A 24,335-nucleotide genomic window follows, 5' to 3' on the forward strand; every position below is an offset into this window, starting at 1 on the left:
TGTACGGGGAGGCCGGTGTTGAGACCTTCACGGCCGGTCCCCGATGGACAAGCCGGGGAAGCGGGACAGCCGCTCATCAACACCTTGTTGAAACCAATATGGCGCTTATATTCCGGCTGATCGCAACCCGTTCCTCGACGGCTTGAAACGATCCTTAAGATACCGGCAGGTCTTCTGGCTCCCCCTCCCTTCCGGCGGCCTTCCCGTCCCGATTCCATCGAAACAGTGGCGCGATAGTGCCGAAAGGGTCCTCCTTGCATTAACCGCAAGGGGCGGGGTTACAGCGGCGGGACCGCTCCCGTTTTTCACGGGATTCCCTATTAAGCCTCAACGGCGCCGGTATCCTCCTTTCTTTGCCGATATATGATTTTGATCAGGTTGTTACGGCATCACCTCCTTTCTTTTACGTATTTGTAAATGCCTTCGTCCCCATGTCAGTCCCTTGCCTGGTTGACGCATTTTAGGGCCATGAAAAAGAACACCCCTCCGATTGCCGCCAGCAACGGGTATGAATAGTAGCCGGGTGTCATGCCGAAAGCCGTCTGCCGGATCGCCTTTGAGGCGTGGGTAAGCGGCAGCAGGCAAATGATTTTCTGTGCCCAGGCCGGAAGGCGGTCCACAGGAAAAAAAGTGCCCCCTAAAAAGGCCATGGGCGTGATCACAAAGCTCGTGAACATCGCCTGATCTGCATGGGATTTCACCAGCATGGCAAGGCCCACGGCCAGGGACGCGAAAACAAAGCTGTTGAGCCCGACGGCCAGCCAGAAGAGCGGGTTATAGTAATTCAGCATCACATCGAAAAGCATGCCGAGGACTATGATCACGGCAACCGAAAGCAGGGCCCGGGTCATGCCTGCCAGGACTTCGCCGGCCACATAGGCGGCATTGCTGATGGGCGCGGCCTGGAATTCTTCAAAGATATGCCAGTAGAAACGCGCCACATTGATATCAGTGGAGATGGCAAAGGCCTGGGTCATGCTGCTCATGGCCACCAGGCCCGGTATCAGAAATTCCGTATAGGTATGCCCGTCAAAGCTTGCCCCATCCCCCATGGCGTATCCGAAGGCGATCAGATAGAGCAAAGGGGAGACCGCCATGCTCAGGATCTGCCGTTTGAGCCGGTGTTTCAGGATCAATATCTCGCGGAGATAGACTGCGGTAAAACCCCTCAGCATTGGACCCTCTTTCCGGTGAGTGTTAGGAATGAATCCTCCAGGTTTACCCTCCGCAGGGTGTAACTCCCTTTTTGACCGGCAATGAAGACGCCGGCGTCGTGACGGGTTTTGAAACAGACCGTCTCTATCTTGTCGTCATTTATCCGGTCAATGGCCCATGCGCCTGTCTGTGCCATTAATTCTGCAGGCGTATCGGTGGCAACAACCCTCCCTTCATCCAGAAAGGCCACCCGGTCGGCCAGGAATTCAGCCTCCTCGATGTAATGGGTGGTCAAAAATATAGTAGTGCCGGTATGCTGAATCCTTTTTATTAATCCCCAGATCCTCCTGCGGATTTGCGGATCAAGGCCCACCGTTGGCTCGTCTAAAAAGAGAATCCTGGGGGAATGGACCAGGGCCCTGGCAATCGTCAGCCTGCGTTTCATGCCGCCGGAAAGCTGTTTGACCAGATCATTTCTCCGGTCAATGAGATCAACATAGCTCAAGAGTTCGTCGATCTTTTTTCTCCTTTCTCGTGCGGCCATATGAAAAATCCTGCCGTGAATATCCAGATTTTCAAAAGTGGTGAGTTCCTGGTCCAGGTTGATGGACTGCATTACCATTCCGAATTCCCTTTTGGCCGCAAGGCCCTCTTTTTCGATATTGAAACCGTTCAGCCAGGCATTGCCTGCCGAACGCCGGGTGAGCCCGGTCAGGATCCGGATTGTGGTCGTTTTGCCGGCGCCGTTGGGGCCGAGATAGGCGAAAAGTTCCCCTTCCGGCACATGAAAATTGACACCTTTTAAGGCATGGATGCCCCTGTAGGATTTGCTCAAGTTTTCGACCCGTATCATCTTTTCGTCCGCATGCCCTTCACATCGCCTCCTATTTCCTGAAGCGGCTGGCGGCGAACGCGGTGGGGCAGGGCCAGTCCGGCGGCCGCTTCAATATCTTCAGGCATGACTTCCCGCCGGCCGTGATAGGCGGCCAGGGTTTTGGCTGTCTTCAAGATAATGATATCTCCCCGGTGACCGTCCACTCCCACGTCAAGACAATAGGAAGCGATTTCAAAAAGCAGCGTTCGTTCAACAGTGACCCTGGGGTAGAGTGCGATTGCCTGCTCGATTTTTTTGGCCAGCTCCTTCGAAGCCGGCTCCCACTCCCTGCAAAATCCAACGGGATCGGCATCAAAGCCGGTCCGCTGCTCCATGATCGCCACCCGGGCTTCAGGGTCCCGGATTCCCTCGATGAGAACGCACAGGCCGAACCGGTCCAGGAGTTGGGGCCTGAGCTCTCCTTCTTCCGGGTTCATGGTCCCCACCAGGATAAAACGGGCAGGGTGGGAAAATGAAACCCCCTCCCGCTCGATGGTGTTGACCCCCATGGCCGCGGAATCGAGCAGGATATCCACCACGTGATCATCCAGCAGGTTCACCTCATCCACATAAAGGATACCCCGGTGCGCGGCCGCCAGGATACCGGGTTCAATTTGTTTTTCCCCTGTCTTCAGGGCATGCTCCAGGTCCAGAGTCCCCACCACCCGGTCCTCGGTAGCGCCTACCGGCAGCTCCACCACCCGCACCTTTCGTTTTACTGTTGCCGGCCGTCCTGCTTGAGAAATCTCTTCCTGGCCCACGGCGCGCATACACTCCAGGTACACATCGAATTCCTCATCCGGAGAGAGGTTAAACGGATCGTTTTCAAACACCTCGATTTCCGGCAGGATATCCGCAAGTGCCCGGACCGCTGTGGATTTGGCCGTGCCCTTTTCCCCGCGGATCAGTACCCCGGAAAGTGTGGGGTTGATGATGTTCAATATAAGCGCGAGCTTCATCTTTTCCTGGCCTACAATGGCCGTAAACGGATAAATATGTTGCTTGTTTTTCATCGTCTTTCCTTGACAATATTCACCAGTTGGTCGGCTTTGAGTTCTTCGATTTTGAAATACCGGGCATTGAAAACCCTGGCAAGCTGCTCTGCCAGGCCGAATGTAACAAGTCCTGTTTCTTCGGTATCCACCACGATATATATAACCCTCGGGTCGGCGGCCATTTTTGCTGCAAAGTCAAATGATTCTTCAACCGGTTTTTGGTCTCCCATGGCCACGTTGCTCTTGCCGTCCGTAATGATGACCACAATGGGCCGGGCCGCGGGATCACGCAAAAGATGATTCCTGACCTGTTCGTGGGCCGCGGCAAGCCCTGCGGAAAGGGGAGTCCTGCCGCCCACCGGCATTTCCGCCAGCAGCTTGCCCGCCATTTCCACGGAAGATGTGGGCGGCAGGTTCAGATCCGCTCCATTTTGCCGAAAAGAGATCATGGCCACCTTGTCCCTTTTTTGATAAGCATCCAGGAGCAGGGACATGATTGCGCCCTTGGAGGCGGCCATCCTTCCCCTGGCGCCCATGGAACCGCTGGCATCCACGACAAAGAGAAGGAAATTTCCAATCCGTTTTTCCCGGATCTTTTCCCGGATATCCTCTTTCTTCAAGACTACCGCCAGGCCGTTCTCCCCCTTTCTTTTGAGCTGATAAGGGGCCGCGGCCCGCAGGGTGGCGTCCAGGGCGATATCTCCGCTCCTGCTTCCAGGCATGCTCTTGATGTAGCGCCCCTGTTTCAGGGAAACACGGGTACGGGATCTCCGGCCGGAACCCCGCCGGTAAATCCGGTCCCGTGGGGAGACGATTTTTTTGACCGCAAAGGTGGATCCCACTTCAAAAATCTGCTCGGGAGATATCTTTTCATCAGGTTGCTCAACGCTATCCGTTTTATCTGCATCCCCGGGCTGATCTCCGGAAGGCCGTGACCCTTCACCGGTCACGGCCTCCGGTTGCGCATCCGGCCTGTTGTCCGGTTTTTCCGTCTCCGGCGGCGGGTCCTGCTCACTCTTATTCTTATCTTCAGGCGGTTCTTCTTTGGGCTGATCAGGCTGTGGCGGGGGCGCCGCATCCCGTCTCCTATGGACGATGACAAAAGGCGCCACTTTTGCGATATCATCCGTGGTGACTTCAAAGCGTTGCCGCAACGCCGCATGGGCCCTGGCCGCCTGTTCCATGACCAGGTCGGCCCGGTGGCCTGCCACGAGATTTTTCGTGCACAACTCGGAAATAAAGGTCCTCAGGTGTTTGGGCAGCCTGACTGCGTTTAAATGATCCCTTGCCGACAGAATACGTTCAGACGTCTGGGCGTTTTCCTTTTCAAACCCCTTCAGAAATTCTTTGGGATCGAGATCAAAGGACTCCCTCCTTTTCATCAACTCAACCCGTTGCTCGATATCGGTCTCCGCCTCGATATCCACGCAGAGGCCGAAACGGTCCAGGAACTGGGGCCTGAGCTCTCCTTCTTCCGGGTTCATGGTCCCCACCAGGATAAATGAGGCCGGGTGCCGAAACGAAATCCCCTCGCGCTCGATGCGGTTTTCTCCGGAAGCGGCCGCATCCAGGATGATGTCCACGATGTGGTCGTCTAAAAGGTTCACCTCATCCACATAAAGGATCGACCGGTTGGCCTCGGCCAGGAGTCCGGGGAGGACGGCGCGCTTGCCTTCCTTGACGGCCAGGCTGAAATCGATTCCACCCGCCACCCGGTCTTCCGTGGCGTTGAGCGGCAGGGTCAAGACCCGAATCCTCCGGCGCCGGATTTCACGGACAGGCGCTTTTCCCTTGCACCTTTCACACATCCCGTCTTCATCGTCGGGATCGCAAAAATAGGGACATCCAGCAACCACCCTGATTTCGGGCAGCAGGGCAGCCAGGGCCCGGACGGTCGTCGATTTGGCCGTGCCCTTTTCTCCCCGGATCAGGACGCCTCCTATCTTCGGGTTAACCGCATTGAGCAGCAATGCGAGTTTTAGTTCCTCCTGACCGACAATGGCTGCAAATGGATATATTTTTTTAAACATCATCTCTATTGGTATTTAAAACTCGTAGTTGAAGCCGCAAATCCAGGTTCGCGGCGGCGCCAGCCAGCCGTCTCCGTAACGATATGTCTTATCCCCGATATTTTTGACTTCTCCGAAGAACTCCGGAAGACCGAACCCGCCTCCCGTCCAGGACGCCCCGTTTCCTATTCCGTAAGCCCTTCAATCTCACCTTCCATTTCCAGGTATGCCTCGCGCAACTCGTTTTCCATGTCCGGGTCAGCGTTCCACATCCCCCGGCTGATCGCCTCCAGCAGCTTATCTAAGATGTTTTGCAGGGCGTAGGGGTTTACTTCCCTCATCCATTCCTGCATGGCAGGATCAAGGGCGAACTTTTCCGCGATTTTCTTGTACATCCAGTCATCGATCACTTCTGCCGTGGCGTCCCAGCCGAGGACCACGTCCATCATGTGGGAGATGTCCCCGGCGCCTTTGTAGCCGTGGCGTTTCATTCCCTCCAGCCACTTGGGATTGACAAGGCGGGAGCGCAGCACGTGTTTGGCCTTCTCAAAGGTGGTACGCATCTTCACCCGCCTGGGGTCGGCGCTGTCACCTACCAGGGCGAAGGGAAGCTCGCCGCGCACGGTCTTGGCCGCTACGATAAGGCCGCCGTAGTAGTTATAAAAGTCGGTGCACGACATCATGTCGTATTCTCTGGAATCCTCGTTTTTGACCGTCACATCCATGCGGGAAAGAAGGTTGCGGAACGCGGCCGGCTTCTGCCTGCCGTAACTTCCCTTGCCATATGCGTGAGCACTATATCGGATGTAGTTGTTGCCCAGATCTTCCTGGGTCTTCCAGTTTTTCGACTCAATCAGTTCGGAGACCCCGGCCCCATATGTGCCCGGCGGGCAGCCGAAGACCCGGAACGTGGCCTCCCGCATGGCCTCTTCCCCGGCCATGCCCTCTTTCATATAGCCTTCCGCGTCCCGCAGGACATTGCGCCGCAGGATATTGGCATCCGGCGGTTCGTTTAACGCGGCCACTATTCGCGCCGCCTCGTCGATCCGCTCAACCAGGTTCGGAAACGAATCCCGGAAAAATCCGGAGATGCGCGGCACCACATCGAGTCGGGGCCGTCCCAGTTCAGATGCCGGAATTACCTCAAGACCGGTCACGTCTCCGCTTCCCTTGGCCCACACGGGCTTTACGCCCATGAGGTAGTAAATCTCGGCGATATCATCTCCCTTGGTGCGCATGGTGGAGCCGCCCCAAACGATAATTCCGACGCCTTCAGGATATTTCCCCGTCTCTTCCAGGCACCTTGAAATCAGGGCTTCTCCCAGCTTCTTGCCTACTTCCCAGGCCCCCGGGGTCGGGATTTTTTGGGGATCGACGGAATAAAAATTCCTGCCCGTGGGCAGGATATCGGCCTGCCCCCGGCTGGGCGCGCCCGACGGCCCGGGCAGAACAAACCCGCCGTCGAACCCGGTAAGGCTTGAGTCGATTTCATCGGTGACCCTCCGGATATTGGGCGTCAATATTTCACAGATGTAGTGCAAGACAGCAGCGACATTCTTGTCCCTGCGGCCCAGATGGGATTCAACAACGGCATCAATGCCGGCGGCATCAAACCGGCTTTCTTCCAGCGCTTTCACCATGGCCAACCCCTTTTCATGGGCGCTTTGAATAATTTGTCCACCGGTTTTGTTCTGAAAGCGCAGCAGAGATTTGCCTTTATTTTCCAAAAGATCATCATAGTCATAGCCGAGAGCATTCAGAGCCGATTCGCGCAGCGAAGGAGTGCCCCCGTTGGGCAACCTGGTAAGCTGAACGAGAAATTCCACAAGCCGGTCTTCCTCCGGCGATTTGCCCATAATGTGCAGCCCGTCATTAATCATGGTGTCTGCGAGATCGGCCAGGTAGCCGTGGAGTTTTTCGAGGAGTGCGTCGAAATCGGCAAACGCGTCTTTTTCACTTATTTCTAAATCCTTATGCAGGTCCGCTGCCTTCAGTGCCTCCCAGATCATGGGACGCAGGACCGGCAGCTTCCCTGGATCCTCCCGGCCCGCATCCGCATAGTCTTTTAAAAGATTCTCCACCTTTGCCAGGTCTTCGTAGAGGTCGGCGTTGGTGAACGCCGGGGTGAGGTGATCGATGATGCAGCAATAGGAACGGCGCTTGGCCTGAGTGCCTTCACTGGGGTCGTTGATGATATAAGGGTAAACATTCGGCAGGTCCATGATGGCAAGATCGGGATAGCACGCATCAGACAGGCCCAGGGCCTTGCCCGGCAACCATTCCAGGGAACCATGTTTGCCAACGTGCATCACCGCGTCCGCCCTGAAAACATCCTTGATCCACCGGTAATGGGCCAGATAGTGGTGGGGCGGGGAGAGATAAAAATCATGATAGATTTTGTCGATATTTTCGAAATAACCGCGGGGGGGCTGGATGGTGATGAAGATATTACCGTTGATCAACCCGGCGAAATGCATTTTTCCTTCATGCACGAAAAGGTCTCCGGGGACCTCGCCCCAGTCCGCGGTCATCTTTTCGCGGATGGGTGCGGGCAATGCCTCGTGCCATGGCCCAAACATCTCTTCACCGGCATGGGCCGCGGCCCTTTGGGCCATACGTTCCGGGGTCAGCCAGCGCTGATCACAGGTCATGCGGTCGAGCAACTCCCTGGCCAGCTCATCGCCGCTTTCATAAATCCTGTCGATCCAATAGCCCTCTTCTTTCATCCGGTCGAGAAGGAGTTTTACGCTCTCAAAGCTGTCAAGGCCCGCAGCGCAGCCGATGCGGTCGTTTCTCGGCGGGTAGTGATGAAAAACAATAGCGATCTTTTTGTCTTTATTGCTGATTTTCCGCAGCCTGGCCCAATTGAGCGACAGGGAAACCATCTTTTTGACCCGTTCGGGTATGGGTACATATCTGGCAAGCAGCGCGCCCGTGACCGGATCAATGTCCTCCTGTTCTCGCGTGGCCACAGGAACGGTAATCAGGGCACCGTCAAATTCAGGCTGGGCCGCCGAAAAGGAGACATCCATGGTGGAGACCCCCTGAAGGCCCTCCTTCCACTCGGCATAGGAATTCATGGTGACCATGGCCTGGATGAACGGGACATTCAGCTTCGGCAGGAGGTCTTTGTACTCAGGGGCCGCCAGGGTCAGAGAAAACATCATCGGGCTGATCAGGACATCAATCCGCGGCCTGCCGTTATCCATGAAGAAATTATCGACCACATAGTCGGCGCCGCGGTTTCCCCGCTCGGCATCCTTATATCTGAAATGAAATACACAGATGACGTTGGCCCCCTGGAGTTCAATTTCACGGATAACGGCGTCTATATAGGCCAGATTGTCATTGAGCCAGTAGGATTGATAGAACCAGAGACCCGCGGTGATCTTTTCCGGGTCCACCTTTTGTTTCAGATAATCTTTTACGTCTGGAATACCGGGGATATCTGGGTGATAGATCCCTTCCTGGGGAAGCCTTTGCGGGGGATCGCACGGCACTTCCTCGTCAAACAGCAGATTGTAAAGATAGATGAGCATATTCTGGAAATTGACGCGCCCGCCGTGCATAAGGTAACGGTTCAACGTGTCCCATCTGTCCGTGCCGAATGCGTCGTCATACTCCCGGGCAGCCAAAAGGCCGTCTTCATCGCTCCCCTGGGGATGAATATGAAAACAGGGCGTTTTCTCCCCATGGTCTTTCTTTTCCGTAACAGCTTTCGCCAGGGCATCAAAGGCCGGACAGGATTCCCTGCCGCCGTGGAGGACAACAAGGACGGCATCGCAATTGAGTGCGTCCCGGACAAATGCCTCTATTCTCGATTCATCAAAAAGCTGGCTCCGGGTCCTGGCCACGATCCTGATCTTTCCGCCCCCTTCCTGATATTGCCGCACGCCGGCGCTTAAGGAGGGGATCTCCATGGAATGGGCGCTGAAGTAGCAAAGTGTAAAAGGTCTCATTGCAGACTCCTTGTGTATTCTTGCCATAGCGTCTGATACATGACACAGGCCAGCCGACTGTTTTGGATGCCGTTGTAATATAGCCTGCTTGGACAATCACCGGGACAGTATGACGCCAGCAGGCAGCCCCCGCACTGCTCCCCGCGCAGGGTCAATCCGCTTAATGCCGTTATTTTCGACGTATCCGGAGCGTCCACGGTGCCGCAGGCAAACGCCGGATCACCAGCGGTCTGGGAGCAGGGGAAAAGGGTGCCATCCGGCAAAACAGCCAGACTTTCGCCGCGGCAGGCGTGACAATAGTCACTGGCTCCGCGTACGCGGCGCCCTTTTATCCGTTCCCATTCCCGGAGCTGTATGGGGACCGAGCGTCTCCTGTTTATCCGGCGAAGTGTTTCCGTAAGACGGATAACACCGGTTTTAAGCGCCTCCGGCAAAGGGGCAGCCACTGTCTTTGATGCCGCAGCGCGCCCCCTGTTGACCAGCATGTCCAGCCCCAACCCTCTGCATCCGGGGAATGCGGCCAGAAACAGGGCCAGGTCATGGAGATGTTTTACATTTTGCCGGGTTACCACGGCGGTTACCCGGAATTCCATATTCGCATCGGAAAGGAGTTTCATGCCCCGAATCGTCTCTGCCGCCCTGCCCCGTAATTTCTCCTGAACCGCCGGTGTTCCGTCCAGGCTGATTCCCACCTGCACATCATACCGTTTCAAATACTTGATAAGCGCGCGGTCCAGCAGGGTGCCGTTGGTCTGGACGGCGATGGTGGCGGGCCGGCCGACCGAACGTATCTGTGACGACGTCCATTCGATCATTTCCGGTACCAATGCCGGTTCCCCGCCGGTCATCTGGACGTGGAACGCTTTGCCCGAAGCGGCGGCAAACCGCAGGCTTTTCCCAGCCGTTTTCCGTGACATTGACTGCTTTGCTTCCGGTTCTCCCCGGTAGCAGTAAAGACAGCGAAGATTGCATTCATCCGTAAGCGCCAGAATAAGGTATCTGGTCGCCGGGGTTATCTGTTTCCGCACAGTGCTGATTATTTTTCTCCTCTTTCCATGGAACCGGTCACAGGGTGCTTCTTTTCCCAACATGCTCTCGCCCCCTGTTTTCTGAGGCTTTTGCAGCACGTGACCCTCCCCGTTCTCCTCCGCTGTGCTCCGGAGCCGGGGTCTCCCATGCCGCAAAAGCCAAGAAAACCTGCGGGGCTAACGCAAATCGTTTTCAAAAGAAGCACCCTGTGACCGGTTATCTTCTAAATATATCTCCATCCTGTGCAACAGCCGGACTTCACTTTGGCAGATAAGCAGTCTGCCTGAATCCGTCTGCAGCAGTTGCCGGGCCTCTTCTTCTTTTCTTAAGGTAAAAGCAGGTTTGCCCTGTTCTATGGCCTCTGTCATAAGCCGAAGGTTCATCCGGTTCAGCGTCCCTACCGCAAATCCCGCGTCGATGACGCAAACAGCCTGCCGGACCAGGGGGAGCGCCTTATTTATCTCGTTTTGGGTAATTTTTCCCATAGGATACTGAGTGACGCATTTTGCGCCGAGGGCCTTTGCCACGTGATAGTCGAGGTCGTTTCCATGAAGGACCCCGGTGGTAATGGCAAATCCCCGCTTGGCCAGCAGCCGGTAGAGAGCTGTGCCGCTGCCCATGCCGCCGGCAACAAAAACCGTTCCTCTATGGCCGTTGCCTTTGATCTCAATGCTCCCCAGCGCCGGATTGAAGCTCGCCCCGTCAAAATCGTAAAGGGCGGAGACGCTTTCTTCATTAAGCGTATCTTCCGGCGGGCCCCAGGCGACGATGCCGCCGTCCTTGACCAGAAGGACGCGATCGGACACCTTGGCGGCCATGTCCACATCGTGCAGGGAGGCCGCCACTGTGATACCTTTTTCCCGACATAGCCGCTGCAAAATGGTTATCACCTCCATGCGGTGCCTTAAATCCAGGTGCAGCGTGGGTTCATCCAGCAGGATCACCCGTGGCTCCTGGGCCAGGGCCCGGGCCAGAAGTACTTTCTGCTTCTCGCCGTCGCTCAGGGTGTCCAGTTGTCGGGCGGCCAGGTCCCGGGCATGAACCAGGGCCAGGGAATCGAGGACTATTTTTTCATCAGCCCGTGTCAGTCTTCCTAAAAATCCCGTATGCGGGTAGCGGCCCAGGGCGGCAAACTCGAACACGGAAAACAGGCCGGGAGAGACCCGCTCCGTTAATACCACCGATATTATCCGGGCCAGATCCGCCTGGGGGAATCCCTGCAATTGGGTTTCATTGATGAGGACCGTTCCCTTGATGGGCGCAAGCAGCCCGGCCAGCGTCCTTAAAAGGGTGGTTTTGCCGGCGCCGTTGGGGCCAAGCAGGGAGATAAACCGGCCTTTGCCCAAGAAAAAATTGACGGCCTTAAGAACAACTTCTGCGTCATAACCGACGGAGAGATCTTTTGTCGTCAGAACCGTATCAATTTGAGTATTTGTCATACCGACACCCTCTGTTTCATCAACAGGCTGATGACAAGGGGCGCACCGAACATGGCGGTAACGGCGCTCACCGGCAGCTCCACCGGCGAAAAAAGCAGGCGGGCGATAAGATCGCACAGACTGGTCACGATGGCGCCTAAAAAAACAACTCCGGGGATCAGTATCCGATTGTCCGATGTTGCGAAAAAAAGACGCGTCATGTGCGGCACGGCCAGGCCGATAAAGGCCACCGGCCCGGCCATGGCCGTCACCATGCCGGCAAGAGCGCAGGCGCACAAAATAATGAGAAATCTGAACAGCCGGATATTCACCCCCATGGTGGATGCGTATGCCTCCCCCAGGAGAAAGGCATTCAATGGTTTGCTGAGTCCATAGACAATGATCAGGATCAAGCCGCCCAGGAAAAACAGGATTTGAATTTCACTCCATTTAAACCCTGCAAAACTGCCGAGCTGCCAGAGCACAAAACCCTTGATTTTTTCCTGTCTGGCAAAGGCCACAAGGACGCTGGTAACGGCATGACACAGATACCCCATCATCAGACCCACAATGAGCAGGGTGATCACGTTTTTGACCTTTGCGGCAATGGCCAGCACCACGGCCATGGTCGCATAAGCGCCGGCAAGGGCGGAAAGAGTGGTTAAAAAAGGGGCCAGAGCGGTGAATCCCAGGCTCAGTGTGGTCAGCATCACAATAGAGACCGTCAACGTTGCGCCCGAGGAGATCCCCAGGATAAAAGGGCCGACAATGGGATTGCGGAAAAACACCTGGAGCAACAGGCCGGCCACGGCCAGATATGCGCCGCCCATGACTGTGGCCACGGCTCTTGGAATGCGGATGTTCCATACGATGAAACCGCTTGTGGTCCCCACGTCATGACTGCTGATAATGCGCAGCAGATCGGGTAAAGATATGTCAATGGACCCAGCGATGATATTAACGGCCACAGAGACCGGCAAAACCGCGGAAAACAGGGCGAAAAGCAGGTAGTGTCTCTTTGCGTCGATGATGCGTTTTTCTTTCATTTCAGCATGGCCTGTGGAGGATTATCCGTATCCGGAAGCCTGGTAAAAAATTTCATACGATACTCAGGGAAACGTCCCGGGTTTAAAACGGCAGCCACCTCTTCGATGATTTCATCCAGCCGGTCAGCGGATTGCGCATAACATGGCAGGGGAGAAAAGACCTTGCCGTGTGTAAGTGGGCCGATACCTTTCAGCAGGGGATTGATCCGGGCCAGGGCCGCCTTGGATGAGGCCCCTGTTTCATAGGTCCTGTATGTAAAAAGTATGTCCGCTTTTTTGCCGCTGGAAAGAAACCTTTCCAGTGTAATTTCAATTCAGGACCCGCCTGCTATGTCGCTGAACAGGTAATCCCCCCCGGCCAGATTCACCATCTCCGCAACCCAGGAATTCCCCGGCTCCACCAGCACCCTTTTTTCATAAATATCTCCCCAGATCACTTTGGGCCGCACATCAGGAGAGAGATTAAGGCTATATATCCGCTTGATGGCGCTGGACACCCTGGCAACATATTTATCCGCCTCCTTTTCCCTGTTGAAAAAAAGGGCCAGGAACTGGACGAACCGCATGCGCGTATCAAGGTTCATGGCTTCGGCAGTGGTCGTGATCACCCCCGGGATATCCAGCTCCATAATTCCGGAAATCACAGACGGGTCCCAGGTAAGCACCAGGTCGGGCTCGATGGCCTTGAGTCTTTCAAAATCAACCGCGCTGGATTCGCCGATGTAAGTGACCCGTCCGTTTTCCATTCCTTTTTTGACTTCCTCGATGGTCCAGTACTCCTTTTTCCTGGTGACGCCCACGAGCACCTTGTCCAGGATGCCCAGGGCCTTGAGCAGCGCCACGTTATACCCGGAATAGACCACCACGCGGCGGACCGGTATTTCAATGATCTGATGTCTTTCATATCCGTCCGGCGGCTTTTGTCCTCTGGGCACCAGAACCAGGGTTCTTCCCGCACCGTCCCGGATCTCCTTGCAGTTGTCAGGCAGTGTTTTTACTGAAAATTCACCGATACTCCTGAACGATGTCCTGCCGCCTGCTTCCTGACGGCAGGCTGCAAGCAGGAACACGCCTAACGCGGCGATACACAGCTTTATGAGTGCCCGGTGAGAATGGAATTTATACACGGCGTTTTCCTTCTTTCGCCTGTAATAAGAACCACTGATAGAGATACATGCACAGTCCCACAATAAAGAGCACGGTCCCGGTAAAACAGAACATCATTCCAGGATCGTCTTTGATGATCAGATTAATGTAAGGCCGGCGTTTCATGCCGGTCTTATATTGGGGGGCAAAATCCTTAAGATGAAAGCTCAGGCCCTTGAATCTGAAAGGGGCGTTGATGCCGATGGCCTTCCACACCTCCTTTTGCCCCGCGGTCAAGCGCAGGGCTGCCTGGACGTTGATGGCCCGGTTATTGAGAAATTTCAGCCGGCTTCCCTGATAATATTGGACATCCAACGATCCCAGTTGCACTTGAATCTCCGAATGCGGGATCCGGACACTTTGTCCCTGAACGATAATTATGTCCGGATATGTCCTGGCATAGAGATAACTGACAAGGTAGCCGATCAGGATCACAATCAAGGCATAATGCATGATGTGGGGTGAAAATTTCAAAATAAACCGCAGGCGGCCTGTAAAACGGGAACGGAACTTCGCCAGGGTGAAAACCCGGTTGGTAGTACAGACAAAGGTGTTTACAGCCAGGAGAAACAGCAGAATTAACAGTCCGAAAAACCACACTGTATGGCCTGCGTAAGTTATCCCGTAAGTCTTGATCCATTCAATAAGTCCCAAGTCATTGAGCGGTTTAAACAGGTTCTCGTGTCCTTTAAGCCCCAGGTAGCCGCCTGCCAGATCAACAACCAGCAGCAAGAGAACCACCGTGGTCAGACGGACGCTTCCCAAGACCTTCCATATTTTTTTCACGATGTCTTTCATAGAAACTTCATCAAAATACCCGTGTCGGGAAGCCGGAATCCCCCCAGCTCAGGACAACAATTAAAAGTCAAGATCAACACCGCGCCGAAAACGGCAGCATATGTCCTCCTTTCGACATCCCAGCTTTTCAGCAGGTGGAGATGCAGAAAACACCCATAGTAAAACCAGGTGGCCGTGGTCATGGTGATGGCTGCGTCATCCCAGACCACCGGACTTCCCCAGCTGAGATAGGACCATATCTCTCCGGAAAACATGGAGAAGGTCCAGAAGCCAAACCCCCAGACAATCCAGGAGGCAGCCCAGCTCCTGTTTCTCAAAACCGCCTGTTTTCTTGATCTGCCCTTCTGACGGATATGATCAAGCGCATGGATGCCGGCGATCAAAAAGCAGGACTTGCCAATAATGCCTGACAACAAAAAGAGGTGGGAGAAGATGGTTTTGGATTTTAGGAAAGGGAGATAAAAGTCGTTGGGGAAAAAGGCCGCTGCCAGCGACAATAGGCATATCAAAGCCACGAGCATGTTCCATCCCGCCCGCTTTTGCCATATTGTCTTCAGGGACAGGATGCCGATAAAAAGCGGCAGGAAAAACGGGCCCTGGAACATGGGCATCAGGGGCCAGGAAAAATAATAACGGCCGGCATCCGACAAGAAGTTGGCGAAAAGGCCGATGCCGAATATACATCGAAACAGAAGTGCCCTTTTGCCCTGCAAAAAAATAGACAGAAACCCGCTCAAAAGATAAAAGGATACTGCCACATAAAACATGTCGCGCGGTAAAAACATGGTCCTTGCGTATCCGATTTATTAGTACATTGTCAGAAGGTAAAAAAAATCCCCGGACCGAATTAAACCGATCCGGGGATTTCCCTTTTTTTATCCGCAGGACCACACAGGTAAGCGCTTGTCCACGACGCTTGCCTCAATATATTATTCCCGGCAGGTCTTCTGGCTTCCCCGCCCCTTTAGCGACCTTCCCATCCCGGTTCACCGGAACAGTGGCACATGAATGCTAAAAGGGTTCCCTTTTTATTAATGAAAAAGGGCAGGGTCACAGCGGCGGGCCCGCTCCCGACTTTCACGGGATTCCCTATTAAGCCCATGAGGGCACCGAATTTCCTTTATCCGAAAGCGGGTGCCATTGTCAAGAAAAAAATATCGAAATGAACCCAAAGTTTCTCCAGCAAGGCCCCCAGCTTATCCCTCCCCACTTCTGGATCGCGATTTTGCACTTCCGCCCACTCCTATAGCCTGTCCATGACATGTCCGGAGTCGTAAATATTCGGTGAACCCGTGGTCCACTGTGGAAGTTGCCATCCGTGCCCTGCCGCAGGAGCGGTTTGCCTTTTGCAGGGTTTCAACCGCGGGCCGGATTGCACTGCCTCTCCGGTCTGCGATGAGTGAGCTTTGAAACCCGGAAAAAGGTAACCGCTTCAAGGCAGGATATAACGGGTTCACCGGATATTTACCCGGAGTCAATGATTTCCTTAGCCTTTTCAAGGCGTTCCTATAAATAATCAGGCAGGCATCCCTCGGAAGAGATGCCCGGAAAAGGGCAATGCTTTCAAAACAGACTCGCTATGGGGTTTTGAAATTGTCATATAAGGAAGAATGATATATGAAAGTAAGAACCAATTTAAAAATTAGGCGATTGTGAATATGCTGATCAGCGAAAAAATGCATACTGAGTATCCATCCTTGATAAATATGTAAAGCGGTTTTTATCTATACTAATTTACCGAATATTTAGTAACTTCTCATTGGACCACCGTGCCGGAAACGAGAACCAGTATATACAGATATATGGATTTGATTGCGGATAAAAATAACCGATGGGATTTAGACCTGAGCATCATCATTCCTGTCAAGGATGAAGAAAAAAATATCTCCCGACTTGCAAAAGAGGTCGGAATGGTGATGAATGCCGCATTATGGTCCTGGGAATGCCTTTGGCTGGATGACGGATCAACAGATAATACGCTATCCGAACTACAGCAAATAAACGCAAAGGATTCCCGCCATCAATTTATTGCCCTGTCACGCAACTATGGTCAATCGGCAGCCCTATATACAGGCTTTGGTTGCGCGCGCGGGGAGATTCTGGTCACCCTGGATGGTGATGGACAAAATGATCCTAAGGATATCCCTGTCCTGGTAAGACGTCTGCTTGAAGATAATGCAGACATGGTAAACGGCTTTCGCCGGAAACGAAGGGACACCTTCATACGGAAGGTCTCCTCGCGTATTGGGAATGCCTTCCGGAATTGGGTTACCAATGAACAGATACATGATGTAGGCTGCTCACTGCGGGTCTTTCGCCACCGGTGCGTGGAAAATATCCCGGTATTCAAGGGAATGCACCGCTTTTTACCTACACTGATACGAATCAGCGGGTGTTCCGTCATACTTGAAATGCCGGTGAACCACCGTCCTCGCAGGTATGGACAGACAAAGTATGGCATCCATAACCGTCTTTGGGTAGGGTTGATGGATACCCTGGCCGTGCGATGGATGCAGACTCGAATGGTATATCCAGAGATAAAGACTTCATCGTTGAATAAAGAGAAAGAAAGGACGTACATGTTCAGTAAACCGCGTCTTCGCGGACCCCAAACCCGATGACGGACTTGAATTGTACGAAAAGACGGTATGAATACTTATTGGTTAGGTCTGGGCTTTTTCGCCCAGATACTTTTTTCTTCAAGGTTTCTTGTCCAATGGATAGCCAGTGAGAAGGCCGGCAAGAGCGTCGTTCCCGTCCTGTTCTGGTATTTGAGCCTTGCAGGGTCTGTCCTGCTTTTGATATATGCGATATATCGTCAGGATCCGGTCTTTATTTTCGGTCAGGCGGGCGGGATATTTATTTACAGCCGGAACCTCTATCTGATCCGGCGTGAGAAGAGAAGGCCCCATATTGATTGAGATGCACAATGAAAATATACCTGGGAAGTCATGGCTGGCAATGGTCTTTTTGGCCCTGCTGGTATCCTTTTCCTTTCAGGGTTCCAGGGGACTCTATGAGACTTCAGAGGGGCGATATGCAGAATGTGCCCGCGAGATGATAGAAAGTGGAAACTACCTGGAGCCGACATTGGGTTACCGGCCTCACTGGGCAAAACCCCCTCTGACATATTGGGCCATTGCAGGAGGCATAAAACTCTTGGGCCCCAGCGAATGGGGAGTCCGATTTTACAATGTGATCGCCTTTTTCTTTACGGTCCTGGCCGTAGCTTACATCGGGGCGACACTCTGGGATAAGACCACCGGACTCATGGCAGGCCTTATCTATGTATCGTCACCTTTTCCGGTATTTGGTGCTTACGCAGTCACTACTGACACGCTTTTGACCCTCTGGGAGGTAAGCGCTGTCCTATGCTATATCAAAGCATACCATGCCATGTCTTCAGCAGAAGGGAAAAGATGGATCGCGGCAATGTGGATATCTTTCGGTCTTGGCTTTCTTACCAAAGGCCCGGCAGTATTACTTCCACTCATACCTGTTCTCATATGGCATTTCCAGCACAAGCCACAGATAAGTGTTATAAGTCCCCTGGGGATACTCCTGTTCATCCTGGCAGGATTTTCCTGGTATCTGCTCGTCTGTCTCCGTCATCCGGGGCTTATGTCATATTTTCTGGGTCATGAGATAATAGACAGGGTCACGTCAAACTCTGTTCATAACCACGAATGGTATAAACCGTTTGTTGTTTATCTGTCGGTTCTGACCTTAGGCGCAGGACCATGGCTGTATTTCGGATTAAGAGTGCTCTGGCAGAAACGCATCATCAGTCCAACAGTCCTTCGATCTCACTTGCGAAAAGGGAGTAAAGGCTCCTTTTTGTTGCTCTGGCTCCTCCTCCCCCTGATTATATTTTGCCTGGTAAAGAGCCGGCTGGAGCTCTATGTCCTGCCCATTTACGCCCCTATTGTATTGGCTATTGCGCGGGGGATTTACACAGGCGCCGGGAGAACCGGCATTTTGCACAGAGTTGTTATTATAAGTGTGCTCACGGCATTCACGCTCGCCGGCCTAAAGGGAGTTACATCCTATTCTTTTAACAAAAAGGACATGAAAGCCCTTTACAAACTGTGTCGTGAAGTTGGCCGGGACGATACAAGGTTTGTTTCCTTCAATAGATCAAAGCTCTATGGCCTTCAGTACTATCTGAACGGAGACCTTCGCAGGACATCTCTTACCGGTAGAGAGGCTTGGGCCGATGGAAGCATACAGGAGGACATAAGAAAAATAAGAGGACCGGGATCGTCAAGATCATATGTATTTATTACAGATAAGAAGGAGGCCCATAGCCTCTGTAATATACTGAAAGAATCAGGTATTGATTTTCAGCGGTTTCATGACAGATACTGGGTCACATGTCTGGCAGAAAAGGAGGCACCTAAATCCTGTATGCCGAAGCGTCTTTGATCAATGATAAATGATTAAGAACGGAGAGAGATGATAAAGAAATGAACAGATACCTACCGCTGATCCTGTCAGGGGTCTTGCTGAATGCCTGTGCTCAACTCGTACTCAAACAGGGCATGCGCAACATAGGCCATTTTGCATTTTCCATCCAAAATATCTTACCCATCGGGGTCAAAGTGGCACTGAACCCCTTTGTAATGGCAGGTATACTCTGTTACGTGATGAGTGTCATCGTGTGGCTGATGGTCCTCTCCAGGGTGGACGTGAGCTATGCCTATCCACTACTGAGCGCGGGCTACATCGTGACTGCCTTTGCAGGACGGTTTTTCTTTGACGAGGTCCTGGGGCCTGTACGCTGGGCAGGCATACTGATAATCTGCCTGGGTGTATATCTCGTTACAAGGAGTGTATAATGACTGGCAACATCCCTGTGAGGTCCGTTTTTTTGCCATTTTCCCGCCCGACCATCGGCCAGGCAGAAATAGACGAGGTGGCGGACAGCCTGCGCTCCGGCTGGCTGACCACTGTCAAGGGATACCATCTTTTACGATTTTCCGTGTTCTCAATTTATTCCTTTTGTCTTTGTTCCTGCCATTCCTGCTTATTCTCTGAGAGCCTCATGTCCACAGATCCAAGACAAGTATAATAATTGAATAGGCAAGAAATCGATTCCAGAAAAGCGCATTCTGTCAACTGAATTTACATTTTATTTCTGAAAATGTATATTAGCTTGACAGAATGCATTATCTTTCTTTGTCTTGGAGCGCGTCCTTAGAATCAAATTCACATTAAATTATATCAGTAAATCCGTAAGTTATTATCAAAAATCCCCGCATCCCTCCCCGTTTCCCCAGTCTGGCACAATATTCGCTCAATAGCAATTTCAAGAAAACGAAAAAGGGAGTGATCAAAATCAAATGAGAAAAGGAGGATAAAAAAATTTCCACTAACCGGACTCTGTAAAAGAGTTACTAATTTCTTGGCAGATACAAAAGATAATATCCAGAAAGAATGTGCTGAAGCATTCGAAGATCGAAAAGGAGAAAAAAAATGGGCATTACTATTCCTGGAAGTGATGACAGTAGAAGAATGATGGAAGAAGAGGCTAAGGTTATAATACGGGATAGAAGGGGTTCGACAGCTATTCCTATGCAAGCTTCAGAAGTGGAATTTGTTGATGAAGAGAAATTTGCAGTCGAAGAGGAAGTAGGTTTGCCGTATGCTGGACATCCCAATGTTCCCAATATAAATGTCGCCAATGCAATCAAAGCCGCATTTGGTAATACAGGTTATCATGCCTATCTATCCGACAGCAGTTATACTGGATACACTCTTAACGAGCTGTGGAGATACCTCAAATATTCTGAGCATACCGACCTGATTCCTTACATGTCACAGATATTCGACTGCGACGATTTCGCCCAGGTTTTGCAGGGAAGTATTAACCGGGTATTCAAGGGAATTCCATTTGGTACCCTCTGGTTTTACCATAAGACGGAGCATTGGGGTCACGCTATTAATATCTTTTATTCTTACCAGCACAACAAAATTGTCTGTGTCGAGCCTCAGAATGATAATATGTTCTGGTTCAATAAGAATGCGTGGCGGGCTTACTTAGTTATAATATAGAAGAATATGCCTATTGAGTAAGTATTTGCAATAAATAATTATCCCAAATTATGCACTTCAAACACCGAACAATAAGGAACAAATAGAAAAATCAGTAAGTTATGGTGTATTGTCCAGTTTGGAATGTTCACCCAAAAGGTGCATTCCACCGGAGTTAAAAATTGTTCGGTATTTGAAGCCACAAGGGGCAGCCAATTTTACCAAATCTGCTTTGTTGTCAGGCACTTGAAGTACAAAAGTACGTCTGCGTGCCTTCCGCCTCGCATCTTTGGCAAACTTGGCTGCTGCATAATTCGGGATTATCCCTCATCTCCCACCCTAATCCCTTCCTGACAGGGGAGGGGATTAGGGAATTTGATTCCCCCGCTTCTGATTCAGGAGCAGATGTAAATATTCGGTGAACCCGTGGTCCATTATGGAAGTTGCCATCCGTGCCCTGCCGCAGGAGCGGTTTGCCTTTTGCAGGGTTTCAACCGCGGGCCGGATTGCACTGCCTCTCCGGTCTGCGATGAGTGAGCTTTGAAACCCGGAAAAAGGCAACCGCTTCAAGGCAGGATATAACGGGTTCACCAGATATTTACCTGAATAGATCTGAAAGCTCAATATTTTTCAGGCCTTCAGTCTGTCCAGCCAGCCTCTGCCAAAGGCGGACAGAGAAAAGGCGGCAAGCCGGGCACCGGACCTGAGACATTCAAGGGCAGGTGCCCCCTGAAGCATGGCGTCCAAAAAACCGGCATTAAATGCATCCCCTGCACCGGTGTTGTCAACTATTTCCGGAACCTTTTCGGCCGGAATTGTAAAAGATACTTCAGGACTATAGATAGCTGCACCCTTTGGACCCTGTTTGCATATTATGGCAGCTCCTCCTGTGTCTTTGAAGAGGCCTAATCCCAAAGAGCCGTTGCGACCCAGCAGGGGATAAACGGCCTCAAGCCCGGCCCCGCCTGCCATGCCCGTCATTATCCTTACTTCCTCTTCCGTGATAAATAGCAAATCCGTCCTTTTGAGAATATCTGACAGTGCCTCAATACCCCTTGCTGCATATAGCTCACCCGGATCAAAGGAAAGTATCTGTTCCGGCTTAAGGGCATTGGCCATCTCTGTCTGGGCAGAGATACCGCCGGGCTGGGCCAGGGAACTGAAATGGAGCACTCTTGTATCGGATACGCCTTTCAGGACAGCGGCATCCGGAAAGCCTGCCTTATGATAATGAGGTGCAACAAACATGGCCCTGTTCCGCATCTCTTTATCTATCACAACGACACAGACAGCGCTTTTCCCTACTTGTTTCACAAGGGATAATTCCACACCCTTCATGGAGCCAAGTATGAAATCCCCGGCTTCGTCTTTACCTGCTGTACCTATGAAGCCGACCCTGTGTCCGAGACGGCTGAGAGCACATATGGTATTGGCGGAAGAGCCACCTCCGCTTTTGGTAATGAGGGTCCCCCGGTTATCCAGAAAATCGATAAGGACTCTTGCCGTCTTGTGATCTCCTGATATCTCGCGCCCGGCATAGAGATCAAAGCCTGCTGACCGCACATCCTCAAGGTCATCTATCTCATAGACCAGATCGAGATTGAGTGCTCCTGATCCCAAAAAGTCGATCATAATGCCAATCAGCTCTGCTCATTCTCTGACGGACCTTGGTCGTGAACAAGTTCCGGCATTAGAGGCATCTTTGACAATTTCTCTGCAGGCAATATCGGTGATATCTCTTTTTTTGATGAAGCGCCAAGTTCCGTAAAGCGCCTGGCTGACGGAAACACCCTTCTCTCTTCGGTGTCGCAAGGATTATACAATCTTTTACACCTCATTCGATTAGCGCGGGGTCCTGCTCCAGGGCCGCACTGAAGAAATTTTCTCCTGGTAAAAACATGACAACGAACTCAGGAGCTGGCTCAAACTGTTGCCAGTAGGCCTTTGAACCCAACTTCCTCTTCTGCCTGCTTGTAAAAAATTATACTACAAAAAGTTCTGAAATATGATACTGCTCAAAAAGCCCGACACCTGCCTGCCGGCAGGCAGGTGCCGGGCACAGAAATCAGCTCAAAGTCAAAGATAAAAGCTCAAAGAGCTATCGTAATCAACCCCTTTAAGCTGATTAAGGGGCTTTGCTCCAATAAGTAAACTTGCATTTATGCCGCCAAATCCTGAGTTGCAGGATAATATGGATGGATGATCCACGGCGAGGGGTTTTTGTCCGGTTATACGGCCGATGCCGGATTCCGGTGTCGTCAGTCCAACGCTTGGAGGAATCAGGCCCCTCTTCAGGCTTTCAACAGATAAGACCGCCTCAATTACGCCTGCAGCTCCAAGGCAGTGGCCTATAGCTCCTTTCACAGAATGAAAAGGCGGATTGTTTTTGCCCCACAGAGTGGTAAATGCGCATATCTCCATGGCATCGTTATGCCGGGTACCGGTACCGTGGGCGTTTATGGCGCCTACTTTCCTGCGGCAATTGTCCGTAGCTTTTTTTATGGAAGCTATCAGCCCGCTCGCCTCCCTGTCCGGCGCTGTGATGTGAGCTGCGTCACAGGCCGCCCCCCATCCGGTTATCCGGGCAAGGATGGGCCGATCGCGTTTATGGGCCTCTTCTGTGGCGCATAGAAGTATGATTCCAGCCCCTTCGCCCAGGCTAAGCCCATCACGTCTATGATCGAAAGGACGGCAAGGTTGAGTGGAAAGCGCCATAAGACTTGCAAAACCGGCCAGCACAAACCGGCTTAATATATCTATACCGATTACGGCGACCGTTTTTGCATCACCACTGATAATCCTGTGTATTCCTTGGATTATAGCTATTGTTCCGGATGCACAGGCAGCGCTGATTGTGCTTACAGGACCCTTAAGGCCGAGTTCTCTCGCTATATAACTTGCAGTATCACAAGGTTGGCCTGGTGTGGGACCGACTGACCGGGCAAGGAGTTCGTCCGGAGCGCCTTTTGTAATAGCCAGAATGAGGGTGGTGTCATCCGGAACCGGGGGGCTGTCAGCAAGAAGCAATTTTATCAGTGCGTAAAGGCGTTTTGCCGTTCCCGGCTCTCCTTCAAGCCTATCTATTGACCCTACCGGCCATCTGCCAAACAAACCGTCTGATTTAAGACAGGCAAGGGCAGAGCGTCCTTCCATCAGTCCGCTCCACGTCTCGTCTAAATTGCCAAGAGAAGTTATCGCTCTGGTGGCCACAATAGCTACTGATTTCATTCCAGCTTGCCATCTCTCCACTTTTGCCGGAAATCTTCAATCCAGGCAGTCGGTACGAGCAAAACATCCCCCTTCATATCTGTCAGGAGTTGGACCGTATACCCAGTGGCTGCTAAACGTCCGTCCTGGCCTGTAATATGATATTCAAAGTTCAGCCTCATGGCATCGCTCCAGTGTAGAGCGGTCTCAATGTTCATTATCTCATCAAAGCGTAACGGGGCCTTATAGTCGATGTGCATTTTCAAAATAGGAGCTGCCAGCCCTTCATCCCGGAACTTCGTGTAACGCAGGCCGTACCTGTCTCCAAATGCCACGCGGCCATCTTCAAGATAACTCACGTACCGGCCGTGCCATACCATCCCCAACGGATCTATTTCTTCAAACCTGACCCTGCGGGGAACAGTGACTGTAAGAGGCCTGGGAGCATCAGGCTCTTGAGGAAAGTAGCAACGTTGAGATCTCATGTCTTCTCCATTCAGGGGTTCCGGGTTCACGGTTCGAGAAAAAAATGAACATCGAACATCGAACGTCCAACATCGAATATTGAATGGGGAAAAAGGACTTTATCCATAAGCTTCGTATCTTATTAAAGGAAGTTAGGGAGACCCGGAGACAGTTAAAACTCATTCAGCGTATACCGTTGAA

General features: G+C 52.3%; 21 protein-coding genes, 3 pseudogenes and 2 riboswitches. Of the genes and pseudogenes, 7 read left to right on the forward strand and 17 right to left on the reverse strand.

Features of this window, described 5'->3' with window-relative positions; genetic code table 11:
- Window positions 1-146: 146 nt before the first annotated feature.
- Window positions 147-356, reverse strand: a riboswitch (cobalamin riboswitch).
- A gap of 78 nt (window positions 357-434) precedes the next feature.
- From C4B57_09045 to C4B57_09095, 11 genes and pseudogenes are all read right to left on the reverse strand, one after another.
- On the reverse strand, window positions 435-1,175 hold the full coding sequence (locus C4B57_09045) for an ABC transporter (protein ID PXF53727.1): 741 nt from the start codon (window positions 1,173-1,175) through the stop codon (window positions 435-437).
- Window positions 1,169-2,008 carry an ABC transporter gene (locus tag C4B57_09050; GenBank protein ID PXF53728.1) on the reverse strand — a complete coding sequence of 280 codons (840 nt, stop codon included), beginning with the start codon at window positions 2,006-2,008 and terminating at the stop codon, window positions 1,169-1,171. The genes C4B57_09045 and C4B57_09050 overlap by 7 nt, the downstream gene beginning before the upstream one ends.
- A complete protein-coding gene (locus tag C4B57_09055; GenBank protein ID PXF53729.1) occupies window positions 2,005-3,042 on the reverse strand; it encodes a magnesium chelatase ATPase subunit I in 1,038 nt (345 codons plus the stop codon). Before C4B57_09055 ends, C4B57_09050 begins: the two co-directional genes overlap by 4 nt.
- Window positions 3,039-5,054 carry a magnesium chelatase gene (locus C4B57_09060; GenBank protein PXF53730.1) on the reverse strand — a complete coding sequence of 672 codons (2,016 nt, stop codon included), beginning with the start codon at window positions 5,052-5,054 and terminating at the stop codon, window positions 3,039-3,041. Before C4B57_09060 ends, C4B57_09055 begins: the two co-directional genes overlap by 4 nt.
- 164 nt (window positions 5,055-5,218) lie before the next feature.
- Window positions 5,219-8,992: a cobalamin biosynthesis protein CobN gene (locus C4B57_09065; GenBank protein ID PXF53731.1), complete on the reverse strand. Its 3,774-nt coding sequence runs from the start codon at window positions 8,990-8,992 to the stop codon at window positions 5,219-5,221.
- On the reverse strand, window positions 8,989-10,083 hold the full coding sequence (locus C4B57_09070) for a radical SAM protein (protein PXF53732.1): 1,095 nt from the start codon (window positions 10,081-10,083) through the stop codon (window positions 8,989-8,991). Before C4B57_09070 ends, C4B57_09065 begins: the two co-directional genes overlap by 4 nt.
- A 114-nt stretch (window positions 10,084-10,197) precedes the next feature.
- Complete coding sequence (locus tag C4B57_09075) at window positions 10,198-11,460, reverse strand: ABC transporter ATP-binding protein (protein PXF53733.1); 1,263 nt, start codon at window positions 11,458-11,460, stop codon at window positions 10,198-10,200.
- On the reverse strand, window positions 11,457-12,485 hold the full coding sequence (locus tag C4B57_09080) for an iron ABC transporter permease (GenBank protein ID PXF53734.1): 1,029 nt from the start codon (window positions 12,483-12,485) through the stop codon (window positions 11,457-11,459). Before C4B57_09080 ends, C4B57_09075 begins: the two co-directional genes overlap by 4 nt.
- A pseudogene (locus C4B57_09085) lies at window positions 12,482-13,582 on the reverse strand (ABC transporter substrate-binding protein). Before C4B57_09085 ends, C4B57_09080 begins: the two are co-directional and overlap by 4 nt.
- A 22-nt stretch (window positions 13,583-13,604) precedes the next feature.
- A complete protein-coding gene (locus C4B57_09090) occupies window positions 13,605-14,429 on the reverse strand; it encodes a hypothetical protein (protein ID PXF53735.1) in 825 nt (274 codons plus the stop codon).
- Window positions 14,426-15,214 (reverse strand): hypothetical protein, encoded by a 789-nt coding sequence (locus C4B57_09095; protein PXF53736.1) that lies wholly within the window; start codon window positions 15,212-15,214, stop codon window positions 14,426-14,428. The genes C4B57_09090 and C4B57_09095 overlap by 4 nt, the downstream gene beginning before the upstream one ends.
- A 134-nt stretch (window positions 15,215-15,348) precedes the next feature.
- Window positions 15,349-15,558: riboswitch (cobalamin riboswitch) on the reverse strand.
- A gap of 673 nt (window positions 15,559-16,231) precedes the next feature.
- Here C4B57_09095 and C4B57_09100 point away from each other — a divergent pair.
- From C4B57_09100 to C4B57_09125, 6 genes are all read left to right on the forward strand, one after another.
- Window positions 16,232-17,050, forward strand: coding sequence for a glycosyltransferase (locus C4B57_09100; GenBank protein ID PXF53737.1), 819 nt, complete (start codon window positions 16,232-16,234; stop codon window positions 17,048-17,050).
- 27 nt (window positions 17,051-17,077) lie between these two features.
- Window positions 17,078-17,350: a lipid A biosynthesis protein gene (locus C4B57_09105; GenBank protein ID PXF53738.1), complete on the forward strand. Its 273-nt coding sequence runs from the start codon at window positions 17,078-17,080 to the stop codon at window positions 17,348-17,350.
- Window position 17,351: 1 nt separating this feature from the next.
- Entirely contained in the window at window positions 17,352-18,854 is a 1,503-nt protein-coding gene (locus tag C4B57_09110; GenBank protein PXF53739.1) for a hypothetical protein, read from the forward strand.
- Window positions 18,855-18,895: 41 nt separating this feature from the next.
- Complete coding sequence (locus C4B57_09115; GenBank protein ID PXF53740.1) at window positions 18,896-19,267, forward strand: 4-amino-4-deoxy-L-arabinose transferase; 372 nt, start codon at window positions 18,896-18,898, stop codon at window positions 19,265-19,267.
- Window positions 19,267-19,500 carry a hypothetical protein gene (locus tag C4B57_09120; protein PXF53741.1) on the forward strand — a complete coding sequence of 78 codons (234 nt, stop codon included), beginning with the start codon at window positions 19,267-19,269 and terminating at the stop codon, window positions 19,498-19,500. Before C4B57_09115 ends, C4B57_09120 begins: the two co-directional genes overlap by 1 nt.
- Window positions 19,501-19,904: 404 nt before the next feature.
- A complete protein-coding gene (locus C4B57_09125; GenBank protein ID PXF53742.1) occupies window positions 19,905-20,483 on the forward strand; it encodes a hypothetical protein in 579 nt (192 codons plus the stop codon).
- Window positions 20,484-20,828: 345 nt separating this feature from the next.
- On the opposite strand, the gene C4B57_09130 is transcribed toward C4B57_09125, so the two are convergent.
- From C4B57_09130 to C4B57_09155, 6 genes and pseudogenes are all read right to left on the reverse strand, one after another.
- Window positions 20,829-21,086: a hypothetical protein gene (locus tag C4B57_09130; GenBank protein ID PXF53743.1), complete on the reverse strand. Its 258-nt coding sequence runs from the start codon at window positions 21,084-21,086 to the stop codon at window positions 20,829-20,831.
- Window positions 21,087-21,092: 6 nt separating this feature from the next.
- Window positions 21,093-22,094: a hypothetical protein gene (locus C4B57_09135; protein PXF53744.1), complete on the reverse strand. Its 1,002-nt coding sequence runs from the start codon at window positions 22,092-22,094 to the stop codon at window positions 21,093-21,095.
- Window positions 22,095-22,102: 8 nt separating this feature from the next.
- Window positions 22,103-22,300, reverse strand: a complete 198-nt coding sequence (locus tag C4B57_09140) for a hypothetical protein (protein PXF53745.1) — start codon at window positions 22,298-22,300, stop codon at window positions 22,103-22,105.
- A pseudogene (locus C4B57_09145) lies at window positions 22,300-22,422 on the reverse strand (hypothetical protein). The gene C4B57_09140 and the pseudogene C4B57_09145 overlap by 1 nt, the downstream one beginning before the upstream one ends.
- Before the next feature lie 116 nt (window positions 22,423-22,538).
- Entirely contained in the window at window positions 22,539-23,690 is a 1,152-nt protein-coding gene (locus tag C4B57_09150) for a beta-ketoacyl synthase (GenBank protein PXF53746.1), read from the reverse strand.
- Window positions 23,687-24,154, reverse strand: coding sequence for an acyl-CoA thioesterase (locus C4B57_09155; GenBank protein PXF53747.1), 468 nt, complete (start codon window positions 24,152-24,154; stop codon window positions 23,687-23,689). The genes C4B57_09150 and C4B57_09155 overlap by 4 nt, the downstream gene beginning before the upstream one ends.
- Window positions 24,155-24,249: 95 nt before the next feature.
- Between C4B57_09155 and C4B57_09160 the strand changes: the two are divergent.
- Window positions 24,250-24,333, forward strand: a pseudogene (locus C4B57_09160) (four helix bundle protein).
- Window positions 24,334-24,335: the final 2 nt, after the last annotated feature.

This window comes from Deltaproteobacteria bacterium, from assembly GCA_003194485.1.
Classification (GTDB): Bacteria; Desulfobacterota; Dissulfuribacteria; order Dissulfuribacterales; family UBA3076; genus UBA3076.

Excerpts from the sequence above, each read along its gene's own strand:
- C4B57_09100 (PXF53737.1), top strand. The coding sequence starts at position 16,232 with ATGGATTTGATTGCGGATAAAAATAACCGATGGGATTTAGACCTGAGC.
- C4B57_09125 (PXF53742.1), top strand. The coding sequence starts at position 19,905 with ATGGGCATTACTATTCCTGGAAGTGATGACAGTAGAAGAATGATGGAA.
- C4B57_09080 (PXF53734.1), bottom strand. The coding sequence starts at position 12,485 with ATGAAAGAAAAACGCATCATCGACGCAAAGAGACACTACCTGCTTTTC.
- C4B57_09150 (PXF53746.1), bottom strand. The coding sequence starts at position 23,690 with ATGAAATCAGTAGCTATTGTGGCCACCAGAGCGATAACTTCTCTTGGC.
- C4B57_09115 (PXF53740.1), top strand. The coding sequence starts at position 18,896 with ATGAACAGATACCTACCGCTGATCCTGTCAGGGGTCTTGCTGAATGCC.
- C4B57_09095 (PXF53736.1), bottom strand. The coding sequence starts at position 15,214 with ATGTTTTTACCGCGCGACATGTTTTATGTGGCAGTATCCTTTTATCTT.
- C4B57_09045 (PXF53727.1), bottom strand. The coding sequence starts at position 1,175 with ATGCTGAGGGGTTTTACCGCAGTCTATCTCCGCGAGATATTGATCCTG.
- C4B57_09065 (PXF53731.1), bottom strand. The coding sequence starts at position 8,992 with ATGAGACCTTTTACACTTTGCTACTTCAGCGCCCATTCCATGGAGATC.
- C4B57_09055 (PXF53729.1), bottom strand. The coding sequence starts at position 3,042 with ATGAAAAACAAGCAACATATTTATCCGTTTACGGCCATTGTAGGCCAG.
- C4B57_09050 (PXF53728.1), bottom strand. The coding sequence starts at position 2,008 with ATGATACGGGTCGAAAACTTGAGCAAATCCTACAGGGGCATCCATGCC.
- C4B57_09060 (PXF53730.1), bottom strand. The coding sequence starts at position 5,054 with ATGTTTAAAAAAATATATCCATTTGCAGCCATTGTCGGTCAGGAGGAA.
- C4B57_09135 (PXF53744.1), bottom strand. The coding sequence starts at position 22,094 with ATGATCGACTTTTTGGGATCAGGAGCACTCAATCTCGATCTGGTCTAT.
- C4B57_09105 (PXF53738.1), top strand. The coding sequence starts at position 17,078 with ATGAATACTTATTGGTTAGGTCTGGGCTTTTTCGCCCAGATACTTTTT.
- C4B57_09120 (PXF53741.1), top strand. The coding sequence starts at position 19,267 with ATGACTGGCAACATCCCTGTGAGGTCCGTTTTTTTGCCATTTTCCCGC.
- C4B57_09075 (PXF53733.1), bottom strand. The coding sequence starts at position 11,460 with ATGACAAATACTCAAATTGATACGGTTCTGACGACAAAAGATCTCTCC.
- C4B57_09110 (PXF53739.1), top strand. The coding sequence starts at position 17,352 with ATGCACAATGAAAATATACCTGGGAAGTCATGGCTGGCAATGGTCTTT.
- C4B57_09140 (PXF53745.1), bottom strand. The coding sequence starts at position 22,300 with ATGAGGTGTAAAAGATTGTATAATCCTTGCGACACCGAAGAGAGAAGG.
- C4B57_09070 (PXF53732.1), bottom strand. The coding sequence starts at position 10,083 with ATGTTGGGAAAAGAAGCACCCTGTGACCGGTTCCATGGAAAGAGGAGA.
- C4B57_09155 (PXF53747.1), bottom strand. The coding sequence starts at position 24,154 with ATGAGATCTCAACGTTGCTACTTTCCTCAAGAGCCTGATGCTCCCAGG.
- C4B57_09090 (PXF53735.1), bottom strand. The coding sequence starts at position 14,429 with ATGAAAGACATCGTGAAAAAAATATGGAAGGTCTTGGGAAGCGTCCGT.